Source organism: Janthinobacterium sp. GW822-FHT07H10, assembly GCF_058798675.1.
This window is the reverse complement of record NZ_JBXAKS010000001.1, coordinates 12,206-28,833: the sequence shown is the minus strand read 5'-3', so window position 1 is coordinate 28,833 and position 16,628 is coordinate 12,206. Positions and strand designations below refer to the sequence as shown.

Genomic DNA, 16,628 nt, shown 5'->3' with positions numbered 1-16,628 from the left:
GTACGCACAGGGTGTGCCGGACAACCCTCTATTTTACGCTAGCGGCACTGAAACTTGCGCCAGCGGCACCAAAACCTTGCATATGCCCGATCCAACGCCCGATCTTCTCCCCGCCGCCAAGCCCGCCGCCAAGCCGAAAGCGGCCAAAAAGGTGGTCAGCACGGAAAGCCGCCTGGCCAAGCTGGGCTTGCGTACCGATATGGACCTGGTGCTGCACCTGCCGATGCGCTACGAAGATGAAACCAAGGTCTACACGATACGCGACGCCTGCCTGCGCGGCGGCGAGTCGTGGCAGGTCGAGGGCGTCGTCACCAAGTGCGAAGTCAGTTTCAAGCCGCGCAAGCAATTGCTGGTGACGATCGCCGATGAAACGGGCAACCTGCTGCTGCGCTTCATGAATTTCTACGGCAGTCAGGTCAAGCAACTGGCCGAAGGCACGCGGGTACGCGCACGCGCCGAACTCAAACACGGCTTTTTCGGCGCCGAGATGGTGCACCCGACCTACAAGGTCGTCAACGAGGGCGCGCCGCTGCCCACGGCCCTGACGCCCGTCTACCCGTCCGGCGAAGGCCTGTCGCAGCACGTCCTGCGGCGCGAGATCGCCGACGCCATGCGCCGCATCGACTGGCACGACACCCTGCCCGAGCCGCTGCTGCACGAGATGCAGCTGTCGCCATTCCGCGCCGCCGTGCACCTGCTGCACTATCCGCCGCAGGACATCGATGAAAGCGCGCTGATGGACCGCTCGCACCCGGCCTGGGTGCGCATGAAATTCGATGAACTGCTGGCGCAGCAGCTGTCGCTGAAACGCGCCCAGCGCGCGCGCCGCTCGAAAGGCGCCGCCTCGCTGCCCATCGTCGGCACGTTGTCGGAAGCCTTTGGCGCCGCCCTGCCCTTCAAGCTGACGGGCGCGCAGGCGCGCGTGCTCGACGAAATCCGCGCCGACCTGCGCCAGCCGTATCCGATGCAGCGCCTGTTGCAGGGCGACGTCGGCAGCGGCAAGACGGTGGTGGCGGCCTTGTCCGCCACGCAGGCCATCGACAGCGGCTACCAGGCCGCGCTGATGGCGCCCACGGAGATTTTGGCCGAACAGCACTTCCGCAAGATCGCCGCCTGGATGGAACCGCTGGGCGTGAAGGTGGCCTGGCTGACGGGCAGCCTGAAGAAAAAGGAAAAGACGGCCGCGCTGGCCCTGATCGAATCGGGCGAAGCGCAGCTGGTGATCGGCACGCATGCGCTGATCCAGGACAACGTGCAGTTCGCCAAACTGGGCCTGGTGATCGTCGACGAACAGCACCGCTTCGGCGTGGGCCAGCGCCTGACCCTGCGCAACAAGGGCGACAGCGCGGCCGTGCCGCACCAGCTGATGATGTCGGCCACGCCGATCCCGCGCACCCTGGCCATGACCTATTACGCCGACCTGGAAGTGTCGGTGATCGACGAGCTGCCGCCCGGGCGCAGCCCCATCGTCACGCGCGCCATCGACCAGAACCGGCGCGACGAAGTCATCGCCCGCGTCTACGCGGCCGCGCTGGAAGGCCGGCAGGTGTACTGGGTCTGCCCGCTGATCGAGGAATCGGAGGCGCTTCAGCTGCAGACGGCCACCGACACCTACATGATGCTGGCCGAAGCCCTGCCCGCGCTGCAGGTGGGCCTCGTGCACGGGCGCCTGAAGCCGGCGGAAAAACAGGAAGTGATGGACGCCTTCATCGCCGGCCAGCTGCACGTGCTGGTCGCCACCACCGTCATCGAGGTAGGCGTCGACGTGCCGAATGCCTCGCTGATGGTGATCGAGCACGCCGAGCGTTTCGGCCTGTCGCAGCTGCACCAGCTGCGCGGCCGCGTGGGCCGAGGCTCGGCGGCCAGCGTCTGCCTGCTGCTGTACCAGGGCCCGCTGGGCGGCGTGGCCCGCCAGCGCCTGATGACGATGCGCGAAACGACGGACGGCTTCGAGATCGCCCGCCGCGACCTGGAAATCCGCGGCCCCGGCGAGTTCCTCGGCGCGCGCCAGTCCGGCCAGGCCATGCTGCGCTTCGCCGACCTGGAAACGGACCAATGGTTGGTAGACCAGGCGCGCGACGTGGCGCACGACCTGCTGCACGCCACCACGGCGGCAGCCGCCACCACCGTGGAAGCCCACCTGGCGCGCTGGCTCGGCGGGAAAGAGGAATTTTTGAAGGTGTAGATCTGGTATTGCCGATTGACGGGTGTTGTCGGATTACGGCCTACGGCCTGCACACTATTGGCATTGCTTGCTTCCGGGTGTTGTCGGATTACGGCCTACGGCCTGCACACTATTGGCATTGCTTGTTTCCGGGTGTTGTCGGATTACGGCCTACGGCCTGCACACTATTGGCATTGCTTGTTTCCGGGTGTTGTCGGATTACGGCCTACGGCCTAATCCGACCTACGCAAATACGCAACCTTAGGTCGGGTAGGTCGGATTAGCGTAGCGTAATCCGACAACATTGTTGGCGCTGCTCACTCCCGCCCAATACCCGCCACGTCCACGCCCTCCCCGCCCCAATCCGCGGCACACCATCCCTGCTTTAAATACCGATGAAAACTGGAATACGGCCAATCGATGGCTTGCTCCACCAAGCCATGCTTGACCGGGTTGTAATGGATGTAATCGACATGATTGGCGAGGTCGCGTTCGTCGCGGAGCACATGCTCCCAGAAACGGTGCTGCCAAGTATCTTTAATGCCTGCATGCTTGCTGAACCATGTCTTGATCAGCCTCCAGCGCGTCATGAAATCGGCATCGCCTTCAGGCAGGGTCCAGATGCAATGCAGGTGATCGGGCAGGATAACGATAGCGTCGATATTGAATGGCCGTTTATGGCGTACGGTGCGGAAAGCGTGCCGCAGCAAATCCACGGCAGTGGCAGTAGCAAAAACGGGCCGGCGGTGTGCCGTCACCACCGTGAAAAAAAAGCTGCCGCCTGGCTGGAATGCGCGTCGGTATCGCATAGTTTCATGGGTGTTGTCGGATTACGGCCTTGCGGCCTAATCGCTATGGCTTTTCTTGGTTCCCGGTGTTGTCGGATTACGGCCTTGCGGCCTAATCGCTATGGCTTTTCTTGGTTCCCGGTGTTGTCGGATTACGGCCTTGGCGGCCTAATCGCTACGGCTTTTCTTGGTTCCCGGTGTTGTCGGATTACGGCCTTGCGGCCTAATCCGACCTACGCGCATATGCGGCGGCAGGTCGGGTAGGTCGGATTAGCGTGGCGTAATCCGACTTCCAGCGTAAGCCGGCTTTTCGCAATCGACCTTGCGTCCGCGCAGCCTACATGCACATCCAGAAGCGATTCGCCAGGTCGAGCATGAAATCGGGCCGCAGATACGCCATGAAGACGATGGCCAGCAGCGCGGCGCCCAGCAGGCGCCACAGCCACGCGCGCCAGTTGCCCACTACGCCGCCACCGCCGCGCGCTTGACGGCGCGCTCGTCGATCGGCAGGTTGATCAGCGCGGCCAGCAAGCCCAGGCCGATGGTGATCATCCATACGGCGTGGTACGTGCCCTGGTGCTCGTACAGGTAGCCGCCCAGCCATGCACCGAGAAAACTGCCCACCTGATGCGAGAAAAACACCATCCCGGCCAGCATCGACAGGTGCTTCACGCCGAAGATGCCGGCGATGATGCCATTCGTCAGCGGCACGGTCGACAGCCACAGCACGCCCATGCCGGCGGCGAACAGGTACACCGACCATGACGACAAGGGCGCCAGCAGGAACAGCGTGATGACCACCGCGCGCGCCACGTAGATGGCCGACAGCAGATAGCGCTTGGCGATTTTTCCGCCCAGCTTGCCCGCGTAGTAGGAGCCGACGATATTGAACAGGCCGATCAGCGCCAGCGCCGTGACGGCGATATTCGGATTCATCAGGCCCTGGTCCTTCAGGTAGGCCGGCAAGTGCACGCCGATGAACACCAGCTGGAAGCCGCACACGAAATACCCCGCCAGCAGCAGCCAGAACGAGCGGCTGGCGACGGCTTCGCTGAAGGCGGCGCCGACGCTTTGCTGCGGACCGCTGGCGTGCGTAACGGGCGGCTCGCGCAGGTAAAAGGCCATCGGGATCATGGCCAGCAGCACCAGGGCGGCAAGCACGTAAAAGGCGTTTTGCCAGCCCACGGCGGAAATCAGTTGCTGCTCGACCGGCATCATCAGGAACTGGCCAAACGAGCCGGCCGCCGACGAGATGCCGAAGGCCCACGAACGCTGCTCGGGCGGCGCGCTGCGACCGATGATGCCGCTGATGGCGCCAAACGCCGTGCAGGCCAACGCCAGGCCGATGAAGATGCCCGAGCCGACAATGAACAGCGTGGGCTGCGTGACGAGCGCCATCCACACGAGGCCGGCCATGTAGCTGATGGCGCCGACGATGACGACGCGCATGGTGCCGAAGCGGTCGGCCGCCATGCCGGCGAACGGGCCGAAGACGCCCCACATCAGGTTTTGCATGGCCAGCGCCAGCGAATACGTTTCGCGCGTCCAGCCATTGGCTTGCGAAATCGGCTGCATCCAGAAGCCCAGGCCATGGCGCACGCCCATCGCCAGGGTCAGGACGACGCCGCTGGCGATCAGGACGGTTTTCAGGCTGGGACGGGATGAGGGCAATGTCATGGGGTTCCTGATTACGCCTGGTCGGCGCTGTAAACGAGGCCGATCTGGCCGCGCATGGTGTCCAGATTATGCATCAGCGCCACGCTGTCGGCGTGCGGCATGACGGGGCTTTCCAGCAGGCCGGCGCGGATGCAGCGCATCGCTTCCAGCGCTTCGTGCGTGTAGCCATTGCCCAGGCAGGGCGCGGCGACCACGCGGCGTTCGCCGTCCATCGCTTCGACGATCAAGGAGTCGGGCTTGTAAAAACGGTTGGGCAGGCGGATGCGCCCCAGGCTGCAGGAAATCGTCATTTCCGTCGGCGTCAGCGCGTGCAGGCTGCAGGCGCAGGACGAGGTGCCGCCGCCAGCATGCAGCAGCGAGAAGACGACTTGCTCGTCGACGCCGGTGGCGCCCATCTCGGCCAGCGCCTGCACGGCCGACACGGGTCCGAGGAAGAAGGCCGCCATCGACAGCGGATAGATGCCCACGTCGAGCAGCGCGCCGCCGCCCAATTCAGGATTGAACATGCGGTGCTCGGGCGGGAAGCTGGCGACAAAGCCGATATCGGCCTGCACCTGCTGCGGCACGCCGATTTCGCCGCTGGCGATGATGCGTTTGGCTTCCTGCACGGCCGGCAGGAAGCGGCTCCACATGGCTTCCATCAGGAACAGCTTTTTCTCGCGCGCCATGTCGACCACGGCCTGCGCTTCGCGCGCATTCATGGTGAACGGCTTTTCGCACACGACGTGCTTGCCGGCGGCCAGGCACATCAGCGCATTTTCCGCATGCAGGGTGTGCGGCGTGGCGATGTAGATCACGTCCACGTCCGCGTCGTCGGCCAGCGCCTGGTACGAACCGTGGCAGCGTTCGATGCCGAATTCGGCGCCGAAGGCCAGCGCGCCGGCATCGCTGCGCGAGGCCACCGCCACCAGTTGCGCACCCGGCGCATCGCGCAAGCCGATGGCCATTGCGCGCGCTATCTTGCCCGTGCCGAGGATGCCCCAGCGTATCACCTTATCCATGCATCGATCCCTTTGGCCGCCGCGGCGGCATGCGTTAAGTTGACGCCTTGCGTTTCGGACGAAACACCGTAGCGTCATTATAAAAATCGTCGTCCTGGCATTCGCTCCAGCCGGGCAGGCCCAGCACGGGCAGCGGCGTAAAATCGGCCGTCGTCAGGCCGCCGCTGACCAGGTCCTGCGCCACGCGCTCGTCGAGCCAGGCGCGCCGCGCCGCATCGTCGAGCGCGAAGTAGGCGTCGCCGGCAAAGATCACGCGCGCGTGCGCCGTGATGGCCTTGTACGGCGCCACCAGTTTTTCCATCAGCGCGTGGCCGAACAGGCAGACTTCGGCGTCGCCGCCGGCGCCAAACTTGCCGCGCTGCGCGATGAAGGCGCCGCGCCAGTCGTGTCCGCGCAACGTCGCTTCCAGCGCGCGCCCCGCATCGCTGTCGCGCAGCACCAGCAAGGCCGAATTTTCATCGAAAATGGTGGCGCCGTCGCGTGCCGGGCCACGCGACTTGCCGACGCCGGACAGGGCGATCTGCGCCGCCTGCAAGGCATTCAGCTGCCGCTTGATGCGCGGGAAGGTCAGCCATACGAGCGCATTGAAAAAGTCATGCAGATTGTCGCGCGTGGGCACGCCGCCCGTGGCGCCGATGAATTCTTCATACGCGACGCCTTCGGGCAGCTCGCTTTGCGGCACGAAGGCCAGCGGCAAGCCCGATGGATTGCGCAAGTCCAGCGCCCGCGCCTGCCCGTTCAGCGCGGCGATGACCGTGTCGCGCTGCAGGTCCAGCTGCCGTCGCGCCGGCAGCACCGTGGCATACCAGGGGCGGGTCCAGTCTATCGATGGCAGCATGAAGCGCTTACACCATTTTCCAGTTGATCTGCTCGCCGGCATTGAGCGGAATGACATGGCTGTCGCCCAGCGGCAGAGAGGCTGGCAGGGTCCAGCTTTCACGCTTCAGGGTGATGGTGTCCGTGTTGCGCGCCACGCCATAGAAGGCCGGGCCGTGGAAGCTGGCAAACGCTTCCAGCTTGTCGAGCGCGCCGGCGCGCTCGAACGCCTCGGCATACATTTCCATCGCATGCAGGGCCGTGTAGCAGCCGGCGCAGCCGCAAGCCATTTCCTTGGCGCCTTGCGCGTGCGGCGCCGAATCTGTGCCGAGGAAGAAGCGTTCGTCGCCGCTGGCGGCCGCCGTCATCAGCGCCAGGCGGTGCTCTTCGCGCTTGAGAATCGGCAGGCAGTAGTAATGCGGGCGGATGCCGCCCTTGAAGATCTCGTTGCGGTTGTACAGCAGGTGATGCGCCGTGATGGTGGCGGCGATCGGGCCTTCCGCTTCGGCCACGTACTGCGCCGCGTCCTTGGTGGTGATGTGCTCGAATACGACGGACAGGGCCGGGAAGGCGCTGCGCAGCGGACGCATCACGCGTTCGATGAAGACGGCTTCGCGGTCGAAAATGTCGATTTCCGGGTCCGTCACTTCGCCGTGCACGAGGAAGGGCATGCCCACTTCCTGCATCACTTCCAGCACCTTGTAGCAGTTTTTCAGGTCCGTCACGCCCGCATCGGAATTGGTGGTGGCGCCGGCCGGATACAGTTTCACGGCTTGCACGATGCCGCTGTCCTGCGCGCGGCGGATTTCATCGGGCGAGGTGTTGTTCGTCAGGTACAGCACCATCAGCGGGTCGAAGTTCACGCCTTCCGGCACGGCCGCCAGGATGCGTTCGCGGTAGGCGGCTGCGTCGGCGGTGGTGGTGACGGGCGGTTTCAGGTTCGGCATGACGATGGCGCGGCCGAACTGGCGCGCGCTGTGCGGCAGCACGCTGGCCATGACGGCGCCGTCGCGCAGGTGCAGGTGCCAGTCGTCTGGACGGGTGATGGTGATGGACGAAGGAACGGCGGTCGGGGTGTGATCGGGTGTGGACATGGCGGCTGCTCTCAGGCGGTCATTGCGAATAGCGCCATTTTACCAGCCGCCGGGCCGCCTCGCCCGCCGGGAAAGCCCGTATGCGCTGCCGCCCTGACGGTAAAACGGCCAGTGTGCGCTGGCCGTTTTGCATATCAGGAGCGCATGCGCATCAGGATTTGGCAGGCGGCGCCTCCTGCTTCGCCACCCAGGCGCGGATATCGGCCAGCATCCGGTCCAGCGCGGCGCGGTCATACACATGGCCACGGCTGACCACCAGGCGGATCTGGCGCGTGGCGCCGATGTCCTGCAGCGGATTGGCGTCGAGCACCAGCAGGTCGGCCGCCTTGCCGGCCGCCACGCTGCCGTAGCGCGCCAGCTTGCCCAGGAAGCGGGGGCCGTTGATGACGGCCGACTGCAAGGCTTGCTGCGGCGTCAGCCCATACTGCACGTACAGGCCGATTTCATCGTGCAGGGCCTGTCCCGGATAGTCGAAGGAATTGAGGAAGCCCGCATCGGTGCCGGCGATGATGCTCACGCCCTGCTGCTGCAAGATCGGCAGCAGCTTTGCCGATTGCTCGAACTGCGCATGGCGCTGGGCGATGGCTTCCGGACCATCCTTGGCGGCGCGCTGCACGCGCCAGTCGTAAGTGGCGCGCAGCCCCTTGCCGATGTATTGCAGGGCCGGATCGTGCGTGTGGTCTTCGCGGTCCAGGTAAGCCGTCACGCGCGAACCCCACAGGGTCGGCACGATGGCCGTGCCGCGCGCGGCCAGGTAGCTGAAGGCCTTGCGCGCCGTCGGTTCGTCGTAGCTTTGCACGCTTGCGCGCATCGCCTCCTTGCCCGTCAGCTTGCCGGCGGCCACCTGGTCCGTCAGTTCCTGTTCGCGCGGCGTGGTGGCGCGCAGCAGGTAGGACTGGTGCTCGATCGTGCCCAGGCCCGCGTCGGCCATCTGTCCCAATGTCAGCTGCACGGGGATATGCCCCGAGGTGCGCATGCCGCGCTCGCGCGCCTGGCGCAGCGCTTCCAGGTACAGCTCCGGCTTCAGGGTGTTTTCCGTGATCTTCACGAAGTCGACGTGCTGCGCCTGCAGGCCGTCGAGCGCGCGCGTGACTTCCTGCGGCGTGCCCACTTCGATGGTGCCCTTCCACAGCGGCTTGATGCCCTCCAGCTTGGCGCCGGAGGTAAAAATCGTCGGCCCCTGCAGCTGGCCCGCGTTGATCTGCTGGCGCCAGGCCAGCACGGTGTCGGGCAAGTCGCCCGAGCAGTCGCGCACCGTGGTGATGCCGTGCGCCAGGTACAGCGGCAGCAGCTGCTTGTTCTCGTCGTTCAGCTCGGGGCCGCCGCCGAAATGCACATGCGTGTCCCACAGGCCCGGCATCACGTATTTGCCGGGCAGGCGGATGGTGCGCTTCGGCGCATAGCTGCGCAGCTGCGCGTCATCGACGACGGCGACGATGCTGTCGCCCTTGAGCAGCACGGATTGTCCCGTGACGGCGCGGCCGGCGGCAACGTCGATCACGGTGGCGTCGCGCAGGGCGATGTCGACGGCGATCCTGTCGGCCGCGTGGGCCTGTGCCAGGAAGCCCAGCGCCAGCATCGCGCCGGCCATTTTTTTCAGTACAGGCAGCATTACCAATTTCAATGTCATTCCAGTTCAACAGATAAAAAATTAATGGATGATTTTGGCGAGAAAATCGCGCGCGCGGTCCGAACGCGTCGTGTTGAAGAAATCGTCCTTGCTGCAATCCTCGATGATCTTGCCCTGGTCCATGAAGACGATGCGGTTGGCCACGCGCTTGGCAAAACCCATTTCATGCGTGACGACCATCATCGTCATGCCTTCCTGCGCCAGGCCCACCATCACGTCGAGCACTTCGTTGATCATTTCGGGGTCGAGCGCCGATGTCGGTTCGTCGAACAGCATGGCGATCGGATCCATCGACAGCGCGCGGGCGATCGCCACGCGCTGCTGCTGGCCGCCCGAAAGCTGGCCGGGGAATTTGTCCTGCTGTGACAGCAGGCCCACGCGGTCCAGGTATTTCAAGCCCTTGGCATTGGCTTCGTCGGCGCTGCGGCCCAGCACCTTGATCTGGCCGATGGTGAGGTTTTCGCGGATCGACAAATGCGGGAACAGCTCGAAATTCTGGAACACCATGCCGATGCGCGCGCGCAGTTTCGACAGATTCGTTTTCGGATCGTTGACGGCGATGCCGTCGACGATGATCTGCCCCTGCTGGATCGGCTCGAGGCCGTTGACGGTCTTGATCAGGGTCGACTTGCCGGAGCCGGACGGTCCGCAAATGACCATCACGTCGCCCTTGGCCACTTGTGTGGTGCAGTCGGTCAGCACCTGAAACTGGCCATACCATTTGCTTACTTTGTTCAGTTCAATCATGGTCTTCTTTCTTGTTTTCCCGAGCATCAGGCTGGAATGGATTAGCGAATGATGGCGACGCGCTTTTGCAGGCGTTTCACCAGGAACGACAAGGCATAGCACAGCACGAAATACACGACGGCGACGAACACGTACATCTCCACCAGGCGGCCGTCGCGCTGCGCGATTTTCGAGGCGGCGCCGACAAAATCGGGAATCGACAGCACGTACACGAGCGAGACGTCCTGGAACAGCACGATGGTTTGCGTCAGCAGCACGGGGATCATGTTGCGGAACGCCTGCGGCAGCACGATGCTGCCCATGGTTTGCCGGTAGTTCATGCCCAGCGCCTGGCCCGCCCATACCTGGCCACGCGGGATCGACTGTATGCCGCTGCGCATGATCTCGCAATAGTAGGCCGCCTCGAACATGATGAAGGTGATCAGCGCCGAGGAAAACGCGCCCACCTTCACGGGCTCGGCGGCGCCGATGATCCAGGCGGCGATGTACGGCACCAGGAAGTAGAACCAGAAGATCACCAGCACCAGCGGGATCGAGCGTATCAGGTTGACATAGCTCGACGCCACGCCGGACAGGATGCGGTTGCTGGACAGCCGCATCAGCGCCAGCAGGGTGCCCAGCACGATGCCGCCCACCATGGACAGCGCCGTCAGTTTCAGGGTGAACACCATGCCGGTCTGGAACAGGTAGACCCACGAGCGGGAGATGACATCGAAGTCGAAATTACCGAACATGTCAGTGTCCTCCCGTCTTGGCGCCGGCGACGATGAAGCCCGGGATGGCGACCTTTTTCTCGATCAGGTGCATCAGCACCACCACCAGCAGATTGACGACGACGTAGATGATGGTGGCGGCCGAAAACGCTTCGAAGACCTGGAACGAAAATTCCTGGATGGCGCGCGCGCTGGCCGTCAGTTCGATCAGGCCGATGGTCAGCGCCACGGAGCTGTTCTTGATGATGTTCAGGAACTCGCTGGTCAGCGGTGGCATGATGACGCGCGCGGCCATCGGCAGCAGGATGAAACGGTAGGTTTGCGGCAGGGTCAGGCCGAGCGCCGTGCCGGCCAGTTTCTGCCCGCGCGGCAGCGCCTCGATGCCCGTCGTCACCTGCACGGCGACGCGCGAGGAAGTGAAAAATCCCAGGCACAGAACCGCCGTGACGAACGGCGCATTCGGCAGCGACTTGACCCAGTTGCCCATGTCCGTGGGCAGCAGCTCCGGCATGACGAAATACCAGAGAAACATCTGCACCAGCAGCGGCACGTTGCGGAACAATTCGACATACGCGTTGGCCACGCCAACGATCCATTTATTCGGCAGGGTGCGGATGGTGCCGATCACCAGGCCCAGGATCAGGGCCATGATCCAGGCCGTGCCGGCCGTGGCCAGGGTCCAGATCAAGCCGGACCACAGGGTGTCCATATACGTGCCGACGCCATCGGGAGATATCTCCCAGAAGATGCGCCAATTCCAGTTGTAATTCATGATCATCCTTCCCATGCGGCCCAAGGACGGCGGCTTGCCCGCCGCCCGCCCCGCAAATGAAACGGGAGGCTTGCGCCCCCCGGTTTTTACGCACTCTTGTTACTTTTTCCGTTTGTCCGACGTCTTCTGCGCTTCCGGCACGGCCGCATACGCGGCCGGATCGCCCGAATCGGTCGGATTCGTGAAGACCGCCTTCAATTGCGGCGGCATGGGGAATTTCAGGTTGATGTTTTTCGGCGGGATCGGCGAGGTAAACCACTTGGCGTAGATGCGGTTGATGTCGTCGCTCTTGTACAGGCGGATCAGGGCGTCGTCGACCACCTTCTTGAAGGCCGGGTCGCCCTTGCGCAGCATGATGCCGTATGGCTCGACGGACAGCGCTTCCTTGGTGATTTCGTAGTCGTTCGGATTTTTCGAATTGGCCACTTGCGAGGCGAGCAAGATATCGTCGTTGGCTTCGGCCACCGCGCGGCCCGTTTCCAGCATCAGGAACGATTCGGGATGGTCCTTGCCGACGGCGATGTTCATGCCCAGGTTCTTTTCCTTGTTGAGGATGGTCATCTGCTTGATGGTCGACGTGCCGGCCGTGGCGACCAGGGTCTTGCCGCGCAAGTCTTCCAGGGTCTTGATGTTCGAGGATTTTTTCGACAGCACGCGGTTGCCGATGACGAACATGGTGGGCGCGAATGCCACCTGCTGCTGGCGCTCGAGGTTGTTCGTCGTCGAGCCGCATTCGAGGTCGATGGTGCCGTTGGCCATCAGCGGGATGCGGTTGGCCGAGGTGACGGGGCTCATCACCACTTTCAGTTCGCTCAGGCCCAGGTGCTTTTGCAGGGCCGTGACGACCTTCATGCACAGGTCGATCGAATAGCCCTGGTATTGCTGCTTGTCATCGAGATAGGAGAAGGGCACGGAGCCGTCACGCACACCGAGGGTGACGGAACCGGCTTTCTTGATCTTGGCCAATGTGCCGGTCAATTCCTGTGCCTGGGCTGGCGACATGCTGCTAAGGACGCCAACGCTGAGCAGCGTGGCGACGATTCTGGTCAATTTCATAAATTCTCCTGGGCGGACAAACCGGATGCGACTCCGGACGAAACAACTGTGGTGCAGACGCCACCAATGGAATTAATTTTATTTCATTTTCAGCGCCGGACTAGCCGTTTTCTGCGATTGCCCTCAAATAGGCGCTATACGCGCGCCTGAAGGGGCGCGGCTGTAGCATTTTTCCTACTGATTTCCCATTCCCGATTTATTTTGCTGGCGCCAAGCCCGCCAGCGCGTCATCCTCTTCCGTCTCATCGTCCATATTCGCCTGCTGGCGTTGCCACATCTGCGCATACAGGCCATTTGCGGCCAGCAATTGCGGATGCGTGCCGCGCTCGACGATGCGGCCATGGTCGAGCACGAGGATTTGCTGGGCGTCGGCCACCGTCGACAGGCGGTGCGCAATCACCAGCGTGGTGCGGTTCCTGGCGATGTCCTTCAGCTGCGCCTGGATCGCCTGTTCGGCCTTCGAATCGAGCGCCGAGGTGGCTTCATCGAAGATCAAAATGGCCGGATCCTTCAGCAAGGTGCGGGCGATGGCCACGCGCTGCTTTTCGCCGCCCGACAGCTTCAAGCCCCGCTCGCCCACCATGGAGTTGTAGCCATCGGGCAAGCTTTCAATGAAATCATGGATCGACGCCGCCTTCGCCGCCGCCACGATGGCGTCCTTGCTGGCGCCCGGCTTGCCATAGGCGATGTTGTATTCGATGGTGTCGTTGAACAACACCGTGTCTTGCGGCACGATGCCGATGGCGGCGCGCAAGGAATCCTGCGTGATGCTGCGCAAGTCCTGGCCGTCGATGGTGATGCCGCCACCATCGACTTCATAGAAGCGGAACAACAGGCGCGACAGGGTCGACTTGCCCGAACCGCTGTGGCCCACCACGGCCGTCGTGGTGCCGGCGGCGATCTGGAAATCCACGTCGAACAGGATTTGCCGCTTGGCTTCATAGCTGAAATCCACATGCTCGAAACGCACGGCCGCGCCGCGCGTGACGAGCGGCCTGGCTTCCGGCGTATCGGCGATTTCGCGGTTTTCGTTCAGCAGCGAGAACAGGCGCTCCATGTCGGCCAGGCTCTGCTTGATTTCGCGGTAGATGACGCCAAGGAAATTGAGGGGAATGTACAGCTGGATCATGAAGGCGTTCACCAGCACCAGGTCGCCCAGGGTCATCGTGCCGGCGATCACGCCCACCGTGGCGCGCCACAGGATCAATGTGACGGCCGTGGCGATGATCAGCGACTGGCCCGTATTGAGCAGGGACAAGGAAGTCTGCGATTTCACGGCCGCACTTTCATAGCGCTGCAAGCCCTCGTCATAGCGCTTCGCTTCGTAATCCTCGTTGCCGAAATATTTCACGGTTTCATAGTTGATCAGCGAATCGATGGCCTTGGTATTCGCCTTGGAATCGAGGTCGTTCATGGTGCGGCGGAAGTGCGTGCGCCAGTTCGTCACCAGCACGGTAAACGCGATATAGGACACGAGCGCCACCGCCGTGATGACGGTGAACCAGATGTCGTAATGCAAGACCAGATAGCCGAGCACGAGGGTGATTTCCACCAGGGTCGGCAAGATGTTGAACAAGGTATAGGAAATGAGCGAGCCGACGCTGCGCGTGCCCCGTTCGATGTCGCGCGTCATGCCGCCCGTCTGGCGGTTCAAATGAAAGCGCAAGGACAGCGCATGCAGGTGGCGGAACACTTGCAGCGCGATGGTGCGCACGGCGCGCTGCGTGACCCGGGCGAACAGGAATTCGCGCAGCTCCGTAAACAAGGTGGTCGACAGGCGCAGCAAGCCGTAGGCCACCAGCAAGCCCACCGGCAATACCAGCAGCGCCTGCGGATGGGCCGCCGTGATGGTCATGGCGTCGACGAGTTTTTTCAGGATCAGAGGCACGCCCACGTTGGCCAGCTTGGCGCCCACCAGGCAGAGCAGCGCCAGCAGCACCCGCCATTTGTAGACCCATAAGTACGGCAGCAGGGTCTTGATGGTGGCGAAATCGCTGTGGCTGGCGGAAGCTGGCGAGCGGGGCGGAGGGGGAGTCTGGGAACGGCGCATGGCGAAGGTCGGCTTTTTATGGTTCAATCGGGGCAATTGTAGCCTTTCATGAGAATAAAAGATGAGCACCTCCCCCGCCCGCCCCGATAACTGCCTCGCCTCCGGCCTGCCCGCCGGAAAAATGCCCGAACTGCGCATGATGCCCGCGCCGTCGGACGCCAATGTATACGGCGACGTCTTCGGCGGCTGGATCATGTCGCAAGTCGATATCGCCGGCTCCCTGCCGGCCACGCGACGCGCCAACGGCCGCGTCGCCACCATCGCCGTCAACTCCTTCGTCTTCAAAAATCCCGTGTTCGTCGGCGATCTGCTGTCCTTCTACGCCGATATCGTCAAGGTCGGCAATACCTCGATCACCGTCAATGTCGAAGTGTATGCCGAGCGCAACCGCCTGCAGGCGTGCATCGTGAAAGTTACGGAAGCCACCCTGATCTATGTCGCCACCGATTCCGACCGCAAGCCGCGCAAGGTGCCGCCGATCGAAACCTTGTTGTCGCAATAATTCCACTCCGCGGGCTCCGCCGGCATGGATAGCCAGCGCCGCATCTTCCTGCACAGCGCCGCGCGCATCGGTGCCCTGGCCGCCGCCGGCGGCATGCTGTCCGGTTCCGGCGCACGCGCCGCCACGCGCCTGAATGGCGGCGGCTATCCATTCGCGCTCGGCGTCGCTTCCGGCTCGCCCCTGCCCGATGCCGTCGTGCTGTGGACGCGCATCTGCTACGACCCGCTGCACGCGGCCGCCACGCGCGCCATCGCCCTCACCGTGCGCTGGGAAGTGGCCGAGGACGAAGCATTCCGGCGCATCGTCGCCAAGGGGCAAGCGACGGCCACGCCGGCGCTCGCGCACAGCGTGCATGTGGACGTGGCAGGCCTGGCGCCCGGACGCTGGTACTGGTACCGCTTCATGCTGGGCGACGCCGTCAGCCCCGTGGGCCGCACGCGCACGGCGCCGGCCGCCGATGCCCTGCCCGCCTCGCTGAAACTGGCCGTGGCCTCGTGCCAGCACTGGGAATTTGGCGCCTACGCGGCGCACCGGCATATCGCCGCGGCCGCGCCCGACCTGGTGGCCTTCCTCGGCGACTATATCTACGAATGGGGGCCGTACCAGCTGCAGCACCCGGACCGGGCCATGCGCACGCATGAAAGCTTCACCCTGGCCGACTACCGCACCCGCTATGCGCAGTACAAGAGCGACCAGGATCTGCAGGACGCGCACCTGGCCGCGCCGTGGATCGTCACCTGGGATGACCATGAGGTGGCCAACGATTACGGCAATGACCGCGACGAATTGCTCACGCCGTCGTTCCTTGCGCGCCGCGCGGCCGCCTACCAGGCGTTCTATGAGCATATGCCGCTGCGTCTGCTGCCGCTGGGACGGCGCGGCTTCGTCGACATGCGCATCTACCAGCGCTACGACTGGGGCCGCCTGGCGCGCTTCCATGTGCTGGACGACCGCCAGTACCGCGCCTACCACGCGTGCGCCAGGCCGGGCCGCGGCGGCTCGAATTCCGTCACCACGCGCAACTGCCCCGACTTGCTGAAACCGGGTCGCACCATGCTGGGCGAAGAACAGCAGCGCTGGCTGCAAGCCGGGCTCGACAATTCTCCCGCGCACTGGAACATACTGGCCCAGCAAACACTGATGGCGCAATCGAGCCAGGTGCCGATCGTGCGTCCCGGCGACGAACGCATCTGGACCGATGGCTGGGATGGCTATCCGCTGGCGCGCCAGCACCTGCTCGACGCCCTGCACAACAGCCAGGCCCGCAACCCGCTGGTGCTGTCAGGCGACGTGCACACGTTTTATGCGACGGAGCTGAGCCGCAACGCCACGCGCTCCATTGGCAAGGCGAATCCCGTGCTGGCCACCGAGTTTTGCGGCACCTCCATCACCTCGAGTTCCCGCCCACAGGCGCGCACGGACCAGTACGTGGCGATGAATCCGCACATCTGCTACGGACGCAGCGACAAGCGCGGCTATATGTGGATGGATATCACGCCAGAGAAAACCACGACCGTGTTCCAGGGCCTGGAAAATGTGCGCGACCGCGCCTCCGCCATCGCGCCGCTGGCCAGTTTTACCGTGCGCGACGGTATCCCCGGCCTGCAGCAAAGCTGAA

General features: G+C 63.8%; 15 protein-coding genes. 3 read left to right on the top strand and 12 right to left on the bottom strand.

Annotated elements, in window-relative coordinates:
- Positions 1-82 precede the first annotated feature (82 nt).
- The gene (gene recG / locus AC1RDJ_RS00125; RefSeq protein ID WP_493026174.1) at positions 83-2,185 is read left to right on the top strand and encodes an ATP-dependent DNA helicase RecG; all 2,103 of its coding nucleotides are present in this window, start codon (positions 83-85) and stop codon (positions 2,183-2,185) included.
- Positions 2,186-2,481: 296 nt separating this feature from the next.
- Here the strand turns inward: recG and AC1RDJ_RS00120 are convergent, their stop codons facing one another.
- The 12 genes from AC1RDJ_RS00120 to AC1RDJ_RS00065 all read right to left on the bottom strand — a co-directional run bounded on the left by AC1RDJ_RS00120 (position 2,482) and on the right by AC1RDJ_RS00065 (position 14,508).
- Entirely contained in the window at positions 2,482-2,973 is a 492-nt protein-coding gene (locus AC1RDJ_RS00120; protein ID WP_493026173.1) for an REP-associated tyrosine transposase, read from the bottom strand.
- Positions 2,974-3,289: 316 nt separating this feature from the next.
- Complete coding sequence (locus AC1RDJ_RS00115; RefSeq protein ID WP_493026172.1) at positions 3,290-3,415, bottom strand: hypothetical protein; 126 nt, start codon at positions 3,413-3,415, stop codon at positions 3,290-3,292.
- Positions 3,415-4,629 carry an MFS transporter gene (locus AC1RDJ_RS00110; protein ID WP_083411566.1) on the bottom strand — a complete coding sequence of 405 codons (1,215 nt, stop codon included), beginning with the start codon at positions 4,627-4,629 and terminating at the stop codon, positions 3,415-3,417. The genes AC1RDJ_RS00115 and AC1RDJ_RS00110 overlap by 1 nt, the downstream gene beginning before the upstream one ends.
- 11 nt (positions 4,630-4,640) lie before the next feature.
- On the bottom strand, positions 4,641-5,630 hold the full coding sequence (locus AC1RDJ_RS00105; RefSeq protein ID WP_071321672.1) for a Gfo/Idh/MocA family protein: 990 nt from the start codon (positions 5,628-5,630) through the stop codon (positions 4,641-4,643).
- 34 nt (positions 5,631-5,664) lie between these two features.
- Positions 5,665-6,468, bottom strand: coding sequence for a DUF3025 domain-containing protein (locus AC1RDJ_RS00100; protein WP_493026171.1), 804 nt, complete (start codon positions 6,466-6,468; stop codon positions 5,665-5,667).
- A gap of 7 nt (positions 6,469-6,475) precedes the next feature.
- Complete coding sequence (gene pyrC, locus AC1RDJ_RS00095) at positions 6,476-7,540, bottom strand: dihydroorotase (RefSeq protein ID WP_071321670.1); 1,065 nt, start codon at positions 7,538-7,540, stop codon at positions 6,476-6,478.
- 151 nt (positions 7,541-7,691) lie between these two features.
- Positions 7,692-9,152, bottom strand: a complete 1,461-nt coding sequence (locus AC1RDJ_RS00090) for an amidohydrolase family protein (protein WP_493026170.1) — start codon at positions 9,150-9,152, stop codon at positions 7,692-7,694.
- 39 nt (positions 9,153-9,191) lie between these two features.
- Positions 9,192-9,917 carry an amino acid ABC transporter ATP-binding protein gene (locus AC1RDJ_RS00085; protein WP_071321668.1) on the bottom strand — a complete coding sequence of 242 codons (726 nt, stop codon included), beginning with the start codon at positions 9,915-9,917 and terminating at the stop codon, positions 9,192-9,194.
- Between the two features lie 41 nt (positions 9,918-9,958).
- On the bottom strand, positions 9,959-10,651 hold the full coding sequence (locus AC1RDJ_RS00080; protein ID WP_071321667.1) for an amino acid ABC transporter permease: 693 nt from the start codon (positions 10,649-10,651) through the stop codon (positions 9,959-9,961).
- 1 nt (position 10,652) lies between these two features.
- A complete protein-coding gene (locus AC1RDJ_RS00075) occupies positions 10,653-11,402 on the bottom strand; it encodes an amino acid ABC transporter permease (RefSeq protein ID WP_071326160.1) in 750 nt (249 codons plus the stop codon).
- Positions 11,403-11,501: 99 nt separating this feature from the next.
- On the bottom strand, positions 11,502-12,458 hold the full coding sequence (locus AC1RDJ_RS00070) for an amino acid ABC transporter substrate-binding protein (RefSeq protein WP_071321666.1): 957 nt from the start codon (positions 12,456-12,458) through the stop codon (positions 11,502-11,504).
- Positions 12,459-12,654: 196 nt separating this feature from the next.
- Positions 12,655-14,508 (bottom strand): ABCB family ABC transporter ATP-binding protein/permease, encoded by a 1,854-nt coding sequence (locus AC1RDJ_RS00065; protein ID WP_289884388.1) that lies wholly within the window; start codon positions 14,506-14,508, stop codon positions 12,655-12,657.
- Between the two features lie 61 nt (positions 14,509-14,569).
- Between AC1RDJ_RS00065 and AC1RDJ_RS00060 the strand changes: the two genes are divergently transcribed.
- Together AC1RDJ_RS00060 and AC1RDJ_RS00055 are read left to right on the top strand one after the other, a co-directional pair.
- Positions 14,570-15,010: an acyl-CoA thioesterase gene (locus AC1RDJ_RS00060; RefSeq protein ID WP_071321665.1), complete on the top strand. Its 441-nt coding sequence runs from the start codon at positions 14,570-14,572 to the stop codon at positions 15,008-15,010.
- A gap of 24 nt (positions 15,011-15,034) precedes the next feature.
- Positions 15,035-16,627 (top strand): alkaline phosphatase D family protein, encoded by a 1,593-nt coding sequence (locus AC1RDJ_RS00055; protein WP_493026169.1) that lies wholly within the window; start codon positions 15,035-15,037, stop codon positions 16,625-16,627.
- The last annotated feature ends 1 nt before the right edge of the window (position 16,628 follow it).